Source organism: Corynebacterium imitans, from assembly GCF_000739455.1.
Taxonomy (GTDB): Bacteria; Actinomycetota; Actinomycetes; order Mycobacteriales; family Mycobacteriaceae; genus Corynebacterium; species Corynebacterium imitans.
The window spans coordinates 483259-496992 of record NZ_CP009211.1 but is presented as its reverse complement, the minus strand read 5'-3'; the positions used below and the strand labels follow the sequence as shown (position 1 = coordinate 496992).

Below are 13734 nucleotides of genomic sequence, written 5' to 3'. Positions count from 1 at the left end.
TTTAGGCCTCGGCCAGACCGGCGGCGCGCTCGGCGCTTTCCACAATGTTGCGGACCAGGAAGGTGCGCGTCATCGGGCCGACACCGCCCGGGTTCGGGGAGACCCAACCGGCCTTCTCCCAGACATCCGGGTGCAGGTCGCCGACGGTTTTGCCGTCAACGCGGGACACGCCGACGTCGAGAAGCGCGGCGCCCTCCTTAATCATGTCGGCCGTAATCATGTGGGGCTTGCCCGCTGCCGCGATGATGACGTCGGCCCGGCGCGTCTCTGCGGCGAGGTCCTTGGTGCCGGTGTGGCAGAGCACGGCGGTGGCGTTGACATCGCGGGAGGTGAGCATGAGCGAGATCGGGCGGCCGACGGTCACACCGCGGCCAATCACGCATACGATCGCGCCGTTAAGGTCCACGCCGAAGCGCTCGAGCAGCTTGATGGAGCCGTTCGGGGTGCACGGCAACGGTGCCGGCTCGTTGAGCACGAGTTTGCCCAGGTTGACCGGGTGCAGGCCGTCGGCGTCCTTGTCCGGGTCGATAAGACCCAGGATGCGGTTTTCGTCCAGGTGCTTCGGCAGGGGAAGCTGGACGATGTAGCCGGTGACGGCATCGTCCTCGTTCAGCTCGCGGATGACCTCCTCGAGCTGCTCCTGCGTGGTGTCCTCGGGTAGCTCCTTCATGATGGAGGCGATGCCGAGCTCCTCGCAGTCGCGGTGCTTCATGCGCACGTAGTTCTGGCTCGCCGGGTCCTCCCCCACCAGCACGGTGGCCAGCCCCGGGGTGACGCCCCGCTCCTTCAGCGCAGCAACGCGTCCCTTCAGATCCGCGAAAATCTCCTCGCGGTAGAGTTTTCCGTCCAATTTGATCGCAGTCACGCACCCCATCCTAGACTGTCGGTGTGTGCGCACTTCACGTCATCTTTGATAACCCCGTCATCCCAGGCAACACCGGCAACGCGATCCGGCTCTGCGCGAATACTGGTGCGGTGCTCCACCTAGTCGAGCCGCTCGGCTTCAACTTCGATGACAAACACCTCAAGCGCGCAGGCCTGGACTACCACGACCTCGCCGATGTGCAGATCCACCCGGATATCGAGGCCTGCTTCGCAGCTCTCGGCGACGCGCGCATCTTCGCGTTTACCACTAAGGCCACTTCCTACTACCAGGACGTGGCCTACCAGGACGGCGACGCGCTGCTCTTCGGTACCGAGCCGACCGGGCTGCCGGAGGCGCACAGCCACCACCCGAAGGTGACCGATCAGGTGCGCATCCCGATGCTGCCGAGCCGGCGCTCGATGAACCTGTCCAACTCCGCAGCCGTCGCCGTGTTCGAAGCCTGGCGGCAGATGGGGTTTGCGGGCGGGGTGTAGCTCACCCAAACCGCGCGTCGAGGCGCTCCTGGTACAGCGGCGGCATGATGCGCAGCTCCCACAGGCGTCGGGAGAGATCCTTATCCCCCATTTTCGCGCGGAAGGCCTCGCCCATGGTGAATCCGTGGTCAGGCTCGTCGAGTACCTCGATCGTGTCTCCCGGCGCGATCGCGCCTTCCTTGTTCACGCGGAAGTAGCAACCGCAGTCCCCGCTTTTGGTAAAGGCCTTGATCCACTGCGGCTCGCCGATCCACGCCGCGAAGGTCCGGCACGGCGAGCGCGGCACGCTGACCTCAAGTTCCACCTCGCCAATGCGGAAGCGCTGGTTAATCAGCACCGCGGTCCAGTCGATACCTTCGGTGGTGAGGTTCTCGCCGAACATCCCGTTGTCCAGTGGGTATGACAGTTGGTTGCCCCACCAGTCGAGGCGCTCGCGGCTAAAGGCATACACCGCCTTCTGGGCGCCGCCGTGGTGAGCGGTGTCGCCAATGACGTCACCGACCACGCCGCTGCCGTCGCCGTAGTTCGGCCCCGGGGCCACCACGTCGAGGCGTGCGGCTGGCTGTTTATTAATGCCGCTTTGCCGCGCCGCCCCGCCGGGGTCCTGTTGCGGGCGGGCAATATTCACGCTCAGTACACGGTTCATGCTGGCCAAGGCTACCTACGTTAAGCATTCCTCCATCGCTTTTCCATGCAACTGTTAAAATCTGTGCCTGTTCCTGGCCCGACACACCCAAGTGAGCCCCGCCATGCATTCTCCCGCGTCACGTTTCCGCCTGATCGCCGCACTTGCTGCCTCAGCGCTGCTTGTATCCTGCGGGGATTCCTCCGATGCTGACTTGGAGGCCTACCAAGCCGAGCAGGACGCTGCCGTGTCAGAAATTGCGGACATGCTGCAGGACTCCTACACGCCACAGCCCAGCACCTCTGCCACCAAGCAATCGCGCTACCAGACAGAGCCCGACTACCAGGACCACCGGAGCTACGAGAGCTACCCCAGCCAGCACGCGGAGCCGCCGATCCAGCGCGAGGTCATCGATCCCCGCAACGACTCCTCCGGACAAAGCGGCCGCGACGACAACCGGGGCGTGTACTACCACAACTCCGTGGACTGGGAGTGGCTGAAACAGCCCGGCGGGGTCGTACCGGGCGGACGGATCTACAACGAGACGGGGAATATGAACTGCTCGACGGGCTTTTTGGCGTCCCGGGGCGAGCGCGTCTTCATCATCACAGCCGGCCACTGCGGTGGGCGCGGCGACCAGTTCTACGTGGAGGACACCCAGGGCAACTGGGCTTACGCAGGTGAGATGGTGGAATCCTACCTAGAGCAGAGCGCCGACGGCAGCGTCATCGGCGCGGATATCGGGCTCATCGAGCTCACCGGCAACGCCCAGTATTCCTCCACACTCCCGCTCGACCTGCCACTGCGCGGCTGGATCACCCCGCAGGAGGCGCAGGCCCGCGGCATGATGATCTGCCGCCTTGGCGCCACCACCGGCTACTCCTGCGGCGAGTTCGACAGCATCGGCAACAGTGGACTGTTCTACTTCCGCAGCATCACCGACCGCGGCGATTCCGGTGGCGCGATTTTCGCCGTCGACAACTCAGGCGTGTGGGCGGTCGGCGTCAACTCCAATGTCTCCGACGCCAACAAGACCCTCGTGGGCGCGATGGAGATCGGCGGGGCTATCGAGTACTGGGGGCTGACCATCCACGGCTAATCAGCGGGAACGTCCGCCGGTTCCAGGGCGGGCAGGGTGCGGGTGCGTAGGGCGTCGACAAGCGAGCGGGCCTGCGTGTCCTCAACATCGCGCGCGGTCATCCGCACCGCGCCGGGCACGAGGTCGAAGCGCACGTGCGCGAGGCCGAGTCGGCGCTGCAGCGGGCCCTGCTTGAAGGTGAGCTCCTGGATGTGCGGGATTTTGACCACCTGGAAGCGGCGGGTCAGCCGCCCAAACGTCACGCGCGCTGTGCCGCGGGTAGTGTCCACGGCGACGCTCTGGCTCCGCCAGTCCACCGGCGAGACCCAGCGGGCTTTACGCGGGCTGCGCGCGGAAAACGTCGCGTCGGCTGCTACGGGCCCGGTGAGCTCCTGGGCTGTGAGCGGGCCGACCGCGTCGATGACCTGCGCGGCCTGCGCGTAGGTGCCCACCGGCAAAAGCTTGGAGGTGCCCGAGGCCTTGTTCATCTCGGAGCCGTAGCCGGCCACTGTCACCGAGACCTGCCACCAGCCGAACACTCGCCACAGCATCGGTCGCTTGAGCTGGACTGCGTGGATGCGGTCGATGGGCACCGCTTGTCGACGCCGATTTGCCAACCCGTACGTCAAGTTGATCACCTCGCCGTCAACGGACGAGTGGAAGCGCCACGACTGGTCGATCGTGCGCCAGATCTGCGGCACGAAGCTCACCAGCACCGGCACGACCGCGGCGATGCTTAAGCCGGACCAGACCGGGATGGTCGCCCACGCCACCGTGAACAGGGTGGAAAACTGCAGCGCCGCCGCGGCCAGGGAACGCTTGATCGGAATCGGGTCGACGAGTGCGGGGGCTGCATTGGGGACGTCGAAGGTGGCATCGTCAAGGTTGTCAAGCAGGTCCTGGCCCTGCATGCGCGCCAGGATCTCCTTGCGCAGCGCCTCGGCCTCGGCGCGCGGGAGGTAGGCGATCTCAATGTTAGCCTGCGCGCCGCCGGCCGCCTCGATACGCACCCCGGCCAGCCCGAACAGGCGCGGGGCGAAGGGCTCGACGATGTCCACAGCCTGGACGCGGTCGTAGCGCGCGGTACGGATCTGCGTGGTGAGCACGCCGCGGCGCATCTCGATTTCCTCGTCGTCCACGCGAAACCCAGTCCGCGCCCACCACAACTGCGAGACCCCGAAGAGCACGAGCAAGGCCAGCACTACGGTGCCGAGCGCCCACGCGGCCGCGGTAAGCCCGTAGTCGCCTTCTGAGAGCCAGTTGTAGATGGGCATGGTGAAGTTGAACGCGGCGATGGCGAGCAACGCAAGCAGCGTCGCCCACACGCGCAGCAGGGGACTTAAACGGTGGACGCGGCGGTACTGGTTCACAGGCCGCTCATCCGTTCGCGCGCCTTGACGGCCAAGCGGTCACGCAGTGCGTCCGCCTCGTCTGCGGGCAGACCGGGCAGGCTCGCGTCCGAGGTTGTCGACGCCGTGTTGACCTCCAGCTTTTTCAGACCCAGGGCGCGGGAGATGGGGCCGGAGGTGACGTCGACAAACTGCACGCGCCCGTAAGGCACGACTGTCATGGTGTGCCACATCTTGCCCTTGCTCAGCACCAGGTCTTCCTCGGTTTCCAGCCACCCCATGTTGCGCACCTGGAAGGGGATGAGGAAGTACTGCCAGACAAAATAGACCGCGCACACTCCCAGCGGGATGGCCCAGCCCCAGCCCCACTTCCACCAGGCGAACCCCAAAAAGCCCAGCACGATCAGCGCCCAAATCGTGTTGGAGACCAGCTTCGGCACCATCAGTTTCGGCGAGACGCGGTGCATCTGCTCCACGGATGTCGGCAGCTGCGGGACTGCGGGTTCGGGCGGAATCGGGGTGGTTGACATGGTGGTCAACCTACCAAAGAACGCGCTTGGTCTTGCTGCGAGTCGGTGATGTTAGGGCTGATGGACTTTCAGCTGTACACACCTCACTCGGACTCAAGCTCATCTAGGGGAAACAATTTCGATCTTTCCTCGGCGTACTGCTTCGGCTTCCTCTTCGAGCGCAGAAATGTATTCCCGTGCATCCGGTCGCTGCCCCCCTGCTCCATATTCACGAGTTTACGACACCGCTCCCCTACCGGAAGTCACGCGAGCCGCGCGAGAACCACTCGGCCAGCTCGAGCGGCTCGAGCTTGTCAGCCACCACGCTGACCGCGCCCGTCGCGTTTTGCACGATGCCGCGCACAATCAGCGCCCGCGCCGTGCGCGCGAGCACCCGCTGCTTCTTCCACAGCCCAGGCGAGACCATCACGTTGAGCAGCCCCGTCTCGTCCTCCATCCCTAAGAAGGTCAGGCCCTGGGCCGTGTTCGGACGCTGCCTGTGCGTCACCACTCCGGCGATGCGCACGCGCGTGCCGTCTTCTACGCCCTTCAGATCCGCCGCGCGCATGATGCCCGCAGCCTGCAGCTGCTCGCGCAGCGCCTCCATCGGCTGCATCTGCGGGGTCACCCCAGTTGCGGCAACGTCGGCGGCGAGCAGCTCGAAGGCGTTCATCCCCGGCAGCGCGGGAGCGCTGATCGCGGAGAGCCCGGGCAGCATCCCGTTACGCTCGGTGGCGGCCACGCCCGCCTGCCACAGTGCTTGCCTGCGATCCACGTCGAAGCAGTCCAGCGCCCCGGCGCGCGCCAAGGCCTCCACCTGCTCCATCTTGAGTCCCGCCCGGCGCGACAGGTCCGGGATCCCGCTGAAGGGTTGGGCGGCCTCGATGCGCTCGGCGGCCGCCTCGCCTAAGCCGCGCACCAGGTTGAGCCCCACCCGGATCGTCTCGTTGTCCAGGCAGCGCGCCTCGCAGCCGGACTCGTTCACGCTCACCGGCAGCACACGCACCCCGTGGCGCCGCGCGTCCTGGATCAGCGACTGCGGCGAGTAGAAACCCATCGGCTGGGCGCGCAAAAGGCCCACGCAAAACTGCGCCGGGTAGTAACACTTGAACCACGCGGAGAAGTACACCAGCGAGGCAAAGGACTGCGAGTGCGACTCCGGGAACCCGTAGGCGGCAAAGGCGACGATCTTGGCCCACAGCTTCTCCGCCACCTCCTCGCCGATCTGGTTGGTCTCCCAGCAGCCGCGGAAGAAGCGGGCTTTGAGCGCCGCCATCTTCGCCGGTGAGCGCTTCGAGCCCATCGCGCGACGCAACGCGTCCGCCTCTCGGCCGGAAAAGCCCGCGGCATCCACCGCGACCTGCATGAGCTGCTCCTGGAACAAGGGGATGCCGAGCGTTTTGCCCAGCGCTTTCTCCAGCACGGGGTGGTCAAACTGCACCGCTTCGAGCCCATCGCGCCTGCGCAGGTAGGGGTGGACGGACCCGCCCTGGATCGGCCCGGGGCGGATCAGCGCGACCTCGACGACCAGGTCGAAGAACACGCGCGGTTTCAGCCGGGGCAGGGTGCCGAGCTGGGCGCGTGATTCCACCTGGAAGACGCCGACGGCATCGGCGCGGCAGAGCATGTCGTACACGCGGGCGTCGTCAAGCGAAAGCTCCCACAAGCGGACCTCGCGGCCGGTGGTGTCGCGCACCAGGTCGATCATGTGGTGCAGCGCCTCGAGCATGCCCAGGCCCAGCATGTCGAACTTCACCAGCCCGGCCGACGCACAGTCGTCCTTGTCCCACTGCACCACCGAGCGGCCCTCCATACGCGCCCACTCCACGGGCACCACGTCGGCGATGGGGCGGTCGCAGATCACCATGCCTCCCGAATGGATCCCCAGGTGGCGGGGTTGGCCCTCGAACTGTGCCGCAAGCTTCTCGACGCCACGCGGCACCTCCTCCACCCCCTTCGCCCACCCATCCGCCGCCCCCTGGGCGTACCCCAGCGCACGCGCCGCGTCACGCACCGCGCCCTTGCGGCGGTACGTGATCACGTTGGCCACCTGCGCGGCGTTGTCGCGCCCGTACTTGGCGTAAACGTACTGGATGACCTCCTCGCGCCGGCCGGACTCGATGTCGATATCGATATCCGGCGGGCCCTCCCGGTCCGGGGACAAGAAGCGCTCGAAGAGCAGCCCAGCCGAAATCGGCTCCGCGTTCGTAATGCCGAGTGCGAAGCAGACCGCCGAGTTCGCCGCCGAGCCCCTGCCCTGGCAGAGGATGTTTTCGCGGCGGCAGAACTCCACGAAGTCGTGGACGATGAGGAAGTAGCCGGGGAAGTTCAGCTCCTCGATCACGTCTAGCTCGTAGCGGATCTGCGTGAGTGCCCTGTTTCGTACCTCATCGGGCCAGGCGGCGTAGCGCAGCTTCGCGCTGGCGAGGGTGAGTGCGCGCAGGTGCTCCATCTCGCTGCGCCCATCCGGGGTGGCAAAGCGCGGCAGCTCCGGGGCAACCAAGTTGAGCGTGAACGCGCACGCTCGAGCAAGCTCGAGCGTGTAGGCCAGTTTGTCCTCGCACCCGGGGAGCATGCGTAAAAGCTGCTCGCCGGAGCGCAGCCAGTTCGCGCCCATCGGGTGCAGGTGCCCGTTCGCCTGGGCCAGGGAGTCGCGCCTGGCCAGCGCGCACTTCGCCTGCGCGAGGCGTGCGTGTGCACGGGTGGCCGCGCCCGGCGCTGCGGTCACGATGGCGGGCAGCGCGTCGAATCGGTCTAATAGCTCGTGGCGCTCCGCGTCTTGCGGGGTCATGGACGCTTCATACTCGCGCACGACGTTTCCGGGCCCGAACGCATCGACCAGACGATCGATGGCACCCTTTTCCTCTGCCCACTGCCAGCCCGCCAGCACCACGCAGGTCCCGCCGAGTTCCTCGCCGATCAGCTCCAACGGCGGGTAGGCCACCTTATCCTTCTCGCGCGTTGCCATGTGCGCCTCCGCCATGAGGTGCGACAGGCGCTTGTAGCCCTCGGGCCCGCGTGCGATGACGGGGAGGACGCGCCCGTCCAGGGTCAGCTCCGCGCCGAAGACGGTACCCACTCCTGCAGCCGCGGCGGCCTCCGCGAACTTTACCGCCCCGTAAAAACCGTCCCTGTCCAGCAGCGCGAGCGTCTCGACGCCCAGTGCCGCGGCTCGCGCGACCATCTCCTCCGGCTCGCTCGCACCCGAGAGGAAGTTGTAGGCGCTCACGGCGTGGAGCTCGGCGAACGGGACGCGCGAGGTGCTCGACACGCGCTGCGGGCTCTGAGCAGGCGCGGTATGCTGCACCGGCACAGGTGCAGCCGTCTCCCTGCCGGAGAGAATCCGCTCCAGCTTGGACCACGAAAGTGGCGCGCCTCCATTGAATCGCATGTTCGAAACGCTAACAGGCTTCGAACCTCCGTGCTACTTCGCCCAGGGGGTGACGTACTCGTTAGGCTCCCACCCCTCGGTTGCGGCAAGAAGCTCAGCCGCCTGCGCGCCATCGAGTTCCTCGCGCATGATGTCCGCATGTCCCGCATGCCGCGCGAACTCTTCCACATAGTGCACATAGAGGTAACGCAGCTTCGCCGGACGCGCCTCATCCATGCCATACCAGGGGAAGGGGCCGACAGGCAGCTCCGCCTCCAAGTCGCCGCCACGACTCATCTGCATAAAGTCAGCACGAACCACATCGAAGCGCTCCAACAAAACCTCCAGCACTTCTTCCTCGGTCGGCACAAAGCTCGAGACAAAGTCCACAGCCGCATCCTTGTAACCTTCGTTTCCGGCTCGGGAGAGCGACTGTGCCATCACAAACGTGACGTGTTTGAGAATGCCACTGACACTCAGATCACTACGCAGTGGTGTGCGGCGCGCAGCGGCATCATCAAGCCCGTAGGCGCTGGCACGGACCGCATCGAGTTGCGCATCGAGGTAGTTGCACAGAGTATCCAGCTCATTGTCCTTGCGCGGGAAGTACATCAGGTTTCCTTTCTGTCGAACGATGACACCGATACCCTAAAATACCTTCCGGACAGCTCTTGTCCGCAGTGTGAAGCACAATAGAGCAATGGCGGATACAACACAGCGAGCCCTCCAACTCCTCGGACTCTTGCAAGCGCGCGCCACTTGGCAGGCACACGAGCTCGCAGCGAAACTCGGCGTCACGGAACGCACGGTTCGCAGAGACATCACTCGCTTGCGAGACCTCGGTTATCCAGTCCATTCGAGCCGCGGTCTTGACGGCGGCTATCAGCTCGGCGCAGGCCGACATCTACCGCCACTCCTGCTCGACGATTCCGAAGCCATCGCACTCGTGGCCAGTCTGCGTATGAACGCCCTTTCCGGCACCGACGAATTCGGCGAGGCCGCATTCCGAGCCCTTACCAAACTCGACCACGTCATGCCGCCACGCCTGCGAGCCATCACGCATACGCTCACAGGCGCCTCGGCCACACTCAATCACGAGGGTTCCACTACCCAGCAACAACAAAAAAGCAATCTAAAGCTGCTCCAGCAGCTCACCAACGCTCTCCGAGATCACGTACTGGTGCGCTTTACGTACCACAAACCGTCCGCCACCCCTACGGAGCGCGAGGTTGAGCCAGCCAAGCTCTTAACCCAAGGAGAGTACTGGTACCTCCAAGCCTTCGACAGAGGCCGCAACGACTGGCGAACGTTCCGACTCGACCGGATAGCAGAGCCCCACGTCACTACATGGACGTTTAGCCCTCGCGCAGCCCCACCTCCAGCTTTAAGCACCAATATCGCGCAACGTTTCAGCTGCGTGGCTCGCGTCCAACTCACAGCGGCACCGGAAGAGGTCGCCGCCCGAATCCCCTCCTCGTACCGCTCAGAGATCGAAGCTACTGATCACGGCTCTAGCTTCATCACCGGTGCGCCGGACTGGGACGATCTTGCATGGCATTTGCTCTGGGTATGTCGCGATTTAGACACTCAACTACTCATGGATTACAGCCCCGAAGCCGACCATCTGCGCGACGCACTGCGTCGCATTGCAACGGACGCGCAAAATGCCGAAGCAAACACAGCTCGCAAAGATACGCATGGACCAATCCCAAAGACAAGATAGACAGCTTAGTAAGCAGTATCCCGCGAAAATAGACTAAGCGGTACATTGGGTGCTAGATTTCTATCCGTCAACAATTCCCGTACTCAACAAAGGAGACTCCATGCGTATCTCGCGCACCATCGCCACGATCGCGGCCTCCGCTCTCGCCGCCACCAGCCTCGTCGCCTGCTCCACCGAGTCGGACGACGCCACCAACAACGAGGCCGGCGGCGACGAGAACGTCACCGTCAAGATCGGCACCACCGACGCCGACCAGAAGGCCTGGTCCGTCTTCTCCGACCTGGCCGCGGAGGAGGGCATCGACCTGGACATCGTCCAGTTCTCCGACTACGCGCCGGTCAACGAGGCGCTCGCGCAGGGCGAGCTGGATCTGAACAAGTTCCAGCACATCCTCTACCTGGCGTCCTACAACGCGGACTCCGGCAATGACCTGCAGATCGTCGGCTCCTCCGAGATCTACCCGCTGGCCCTGTTCTGGAAGGACCACGACTCCCTCGACGGCATTGAGGGCGAAGAGGTCGCCATCCCGAACGACGACACCAACCAGGGCCGCGCCATCAACGTGCTGGTCCAGGCTGGCCTGCTCAAGCTGAAGGACGGCGCAGACGAGCTCGCCCCGGCTCCAGTGGACATCGACGCTGAGGCGTCCAAGGTCTCCGTCGTGCCGGTGGATGCCTCCCAGACCCCGTCGGCATACGGCGAGGGCCGCCCGGCGATCATCAACAACTCCTGGTTGGACCGCGCTGGCATCGAGCCGGGCGACGCAATCTTCCAGGACGATCCGGGCTCCGAGCAGGGCGAGCCCTACATCAACGTCTTCGCCGCTCGCGCCGAGGACAAGGACAACCCGACCTACACCAAGCTGGTTGAGCTGTGGCACGACCCGGCCGTGACCGAGGCCGTCCAGGAGGACTCCCGCGGCACCGCCGTCGAGGTCACCCGCCAGGCCGACGAGCTCAACGACATTCTGCAGCGCCTGCAGGAACAGAAGTAACCCCGCCCCTTTAAGCGAAGGAATCAACCACATGCGCTTCAACCGTATCCTTGCCGCGGCAGCGGCCTCCGTTGTCGCCACGACCAGCCTCGTGGCCTGCTCCTCCGATTCCGCCTCTGAGGCGGGCGGTGCCGACGGCGAGGCCGTCACCGTGAAGATCGGCACCACGGATGCTGACATGCTGGCCTGGACCGCCTTCGAGGACGAAGCTGAAAAGCTCGGCATCGACCTCGACATCGTCCGCTTCTCCGAGTACCCGCAGGTCAACCCGGCGCACGTCGAGGGCCAGATGGAGGTCTCGAAGTTCCAGACCATCAACTACCAGGCACAGTACAACGCTGACTCCGGCGAGGATCTGCGCATCATCGGTTCCGGCGAAATCAACGTGCTGGGCCTGTACTGGAAGGACCACGACTCCCTCGACGGTATCGAGGGCCAGGAAGTGGCCATCCCGAACGACCCGTCCAACCAGGGCCGCGCCATCAACGTGCTGGTCCAGGCTGGCCTGCTCGAACTGAAGGAGGGCACGTCGAAGCTCACGCCGACCCCAGTCGACATCGACGAGGCCGCCTCCAAGGTCAAGGTCGTCGCAGTCGACGCCTCCCAGACGCCGAACGCGTACAACGAGGGCCGCCCGGCCGTGATCAACAACAACTGGCTGCAGCGCGGCGGCATCGACCCGGCATCCTCTGTGGCCGCCGACGACCCGAACTCGGAGCTCGCGGAGCCCTACATCAACGTCTTCACCGTCAAGGCCGAGGACGTAGACAACGAGACCTACGCCAAGCTCGTCGAGGCGTGGCAGTCCGACGCGGTGACCGAGGCCCTCAACGAGGACTCCAACGGCACCGCCGTGCAGGTCAAGCGCTCCCCGGAGGAGCTGAACACGATCCTCGATGAGCTTGTGGAGGAGTACAAGTAATGCCAGCTACCGGCACCCGGATCGAGTTCCGGGACGTATCCAAGGTTTTCAAATCCGGCAACCGCGAAGTCACCGCCGTCGATGGCGTCACGCTCACCGTTGAGCCGGGCGAGATCCTCGGCGTCATCGGCTACTCGGGTGCCGGTAAATCCACGCTGGTCCGCTTGATCAACGGCCTCGACGCCCCCACGGGCGGGCAGTTGCTTCTCGACGGCACCGACGTCGTCGGCAAGTCCGAACGCCAACTGCGCAGCATCCGTCGCAACGTCGGCATGATCTTCCAGCAGTTCAACCTCTTCAATTCGCGTACTGCCGCTGGCAATATTGAGTACCCATTGAAGCTCGCGGGCGTCGAGAAGCAAGAGCGCGCACGTCGCGTCGAGGAACTGCTCGACTTCGTGGGCCTGGCCGAGCGCGGCAAGAACTACCCCGAGCAGCTCTCGGGCGGGCAGAAGCAGCGCGTCGGCATCGCGCGCGCCCTGGCCACCAACCCCTCACTGCTGCTTGCCGACGAAGCGACCTCCGCCCTCGACCCAGAGACCACCCAAGAAGTGCTTGAGGTGCTGCGGCGCGTCAACGAAGAGCTCGGCATCACGATCGTGGTCATCACCCACGAGATGGACGTCATCCGCTCCATCGCCGACAAAGTCGCCGTCATGGAGGCCGGCAAAGTGGTCGAATACGGCAGCGTCTACCAGGTCTTCTCCGACCCGCAGACCGCCGTGGCGCAACGCTTCGTGGCCACCAGCCTGCGCAACACCCCCAACGAAATCGAGGCACAAGAGCTTCTCGACGCCGCACCCGGCCGCCTCTTCACCGTCGACCTCTCCGAGGACTCCGGCTTCTTCGGTGCCGCCTCCAAGGCCCGCGAGGCCGGCGTGAGCATCCAGCCGGTCCACGCCGGCATCGCCACCCTGCAGTCGCACTCCTTTGGCAAGATGACCGTGCGGCTCAACGGCGACAACGAAGCCATCAACGAGTTCCTCCACACCCTGCAGTCCACCACCGACATTGAGGAGATCACCCGATGAACGAAATGATCCTCGCCGAGCCCAACTGGGACCGCCTCGGCCCCACCTTTGTCGAATCCATCGGCGACACGCTGTGGATGGTGGGCATCACCATGGTCGTCGGCGGCATCTTCGGCCTGCTGCTCGGCATCTTCCTCTACACCACCCGGCCCGGCGGCATCCTGCAGAGCTCCCCGGTGTACTGGATCATCAACATTGCCGTGAACTTCTTTAGGCCGATCCCGTTCATCATCATGATCGCCATGCTCTACCCCATCACGCTGTCCGTGGTGGGCACGACGATCGGCCGCGGTGCCGCCACGTTCGTCATGTGTTTCTCCGCCACGTTTACCGTGGCCCGCATCGTGGAGCAGAACCTGGTGGCAATCGACCCGGGCGTGATCGAGGCGGCCCGCTCCATGGGCGCAGGCCCGTGGAAGATCATCACCTCGGTCATCCTGCCGGAAGCGCTCGGCCCGCTGATCCTGGGCTACACCTTCATCTTCATCGCCGTGATCGATATGTCCGCGATGGCCGGCTACATCGGCGGCGGCGGCCTTGGTGACTTCGCCATCGTCTACGGCTACCGCCAGTTCGAGCCGCAAGTGACCTGGGCGGCCGTGATCGTCATCGTGCTCATCGTCCAGCTCGCGCAGCTGCTGGGCAACGTGCTGTCGAAGAAGGTCATGCGCCGGTAGGTGTCCGCCGGGCCCCGTAAACAGCGCAAGTTGCAGCTCGTTTATCGCCGATTTTCGGGGATAAACGCTGTCCAACTTGCGCTGTCTACGTTTCCCG

General features: G+C 64.9%; 13 protein-coding genes. 7 read left to right on the top strand and 6 right to left on the bottom strand.

The window, feature by feature from the left end; genetic code table 11:
- Position 1 precedes the first annotated feature (1 nt).
- Positions 2–865, bottom strand: coding sequence for a bifunctional methylenetetrahydrofolate dehydrogenase/methenyltetrahydrofolate cyclohydrolase (locus CIMIT_RS02300; RefSeq protein WP_231910324.1), 864 nt, complete (start codon positions 863–865; stop codon positions 2–4).
- A 23-nt stretch (positions 866–888) separates the two neighbouring features.
- On the opposite strand from CIMIT_RS02300, the gene CIMIT_RS02295 reads away from it, so the two are divergent.
- Positions 889–1359 (top strand): tRNA (cytidine(34)-2'-O)-methyltransferase, encoded by a 471-nt coding sequence (locus tag CIMIT_RS02295; protein WP_038588608.1) that lies wholly within the window; start codon positions 889–891, stop codon positions 1357–1359.
- 1 nt (position 1360) lies between these two features.
- Here the strand turns inward: CIMIT_RS02295 and CIMIT_RS02290 are convergent, their stop codons facing one another.
- The gene (locus CIMIT_RS02290) at positions 1361–2005 is read right to left on the bottom strand and encodes an MOSC domain-containing protein (RefSeq protein ID WP_038588604.1); all 645 of its coding nucleotides are present in this window, start codon (positions 2003–2005) and stop codon (positions 1361–1363) included.
- A 103-nt stretch (positions 2006–2108) separates the two neighbouring features.
- On the opposite strand from CIMIT_RS02290, the gene CIMIT_RS12025 reads away from it, so the two are divergent.
- On the top strand, positions 2109–3083 hold the full coding sequence (locus CIMIT_RS12025; RefSeq protein ID WP_051904731.1) for a chymotrypsin family serine protease: 975 nt from the start codon (positions 2109–2111) through the stop codon (positions 3081–3083).
- Here the strand turns inward: CIMIT_RS12025 and CIMIT_RS02280 are convergent.
- The 4 genes from CIMIT_RS02280 to CIMIT_RS02265 all read right to left on the bottom strand — a co-directional run bounded on the left by CIMIT_RS02280 (position 3080) and on the right by CIMIT_RS02265 (position 8902).
- Positions 3080–4432, bottom strand: coding sequence for a PH domain-containing protein (locus CIMIT_RS02280; protein WP_038588602.1), 1353 nt, complete (start codon positions 4430–4432; stop codon positions 3080–3082). The genes CIMIT_RS12025 and CIMIT_RS02280 overlap by 4 nt on opposite strands.
- Positions 4429–4941 (bottom strand): PH domain-containing protein, encoded by a 513-nt coding sequence (locus CIMIT_RS02275; protein ID WP_051904730.1) that lies wholly within the window; start codon positions 4939–4941, stop codon positions 4429–4431. Before CIMIT_RS02275 ends, CIMIT_RS02280 begins: the two co-directional genes overlap by 4 nt.
- A gap of 232 nt (positions 4942–5173) precedes the next feature.
- Entirely contained in the window at positions 5174–8311 is a 3138-nt protein-coding gene (locus CIMIT_RS02270) for an error-prone DNA polymerase (RefSeq protein ID WP_038588599.1), read from the bottom strand.
- A 33-nt stretch (positions 8312–8344) separates the two neighbouring features.
- On the bottom strand, positions 8345–8902 hold the full coding sequence (locus CIMIT_RS02265; RefSeq protein WP_038588596.1) for a mycothiol transferase: 558 nt from the start codon (positions 8900–8902) through the stop codon (positions 8345–8347).
- 88 nt (positions 8903–8990) lie between these two features.
- Between CIMIT_RS02265 and CIMIT_RS02260 the strand changes: the two genes are divergently transcribed.
- The 5 genes from CIMIT_RS02260 to CIMIT_RS02240 all read left to right on the top strand — a co-directional run bounded on the left by CIMIT_RS02260 (position 8991) and on the right by CIMIT_RS02240 (position 13637).
- Positions 8991–10013: a helix-turn-helix transcriptional regulator gene (locus tag CIMIT_RS02260; RefSeq protein WP_051904729.1), complete on the top strand. Its 1023-nt coding sequence runs from the start codon at positions 8991–8993 to the stop codon at positions 10011–10013.
- A gap of 100 nt (positions 10014–10113) precedes the next feature.
- Positions 10114–11007, top strand: a complete 894-nt coding sequence (locus CIMIT_RS02255; RefSeq protein ID WP_038588593.1) for a MetQ/NlpA family ABC transporter substrate-binding protein — start codon at positions 10114–10116, stop codon at positions 11005–11007.
- Positions 11008–11038: 31 nt separating this feature from the next.
- On the top strand, positions 11039–11929 hold the full coding sequence (locus tag CIMIT_RS02250; protein ID WP_038588590.1) for a MetQ/NlpA family ABC transporter substrate-binding protein: 891 nt from the start codon (positions 11039–11041) through the stop codon (positions 11927–11929).
- Positions 11929–12960 (top strand): methionine ABC transporter ATP-binding protein, encoded by a 1032-nt coding sequence (locus tag CIMIT_RS02245; RefSeq protein WP_038588587.1) that lies wholly within the window; start codon positions 11929–11931, stop codon positions 12958–12960. Before CIMIT_RS02250 ends, CIMIT_RS02245 begins: the two co-directional genes overlap by 1 nt.
- A complete protein-coding gene (locus CIMIT_RS02240; protein WP_038588584.1) occupies positions 12957–13637 on the top strand; it encodes a methionine ABC transporter permease in 681 nt (226 codons plus the stop codon). Before CIMIT_RS02245 ends, CIMIT_RS02240 begins: the two co-directional genes overlap by 4 nt.
- Positions 13638–13734 lie beyond the last annotated feature (97 nt).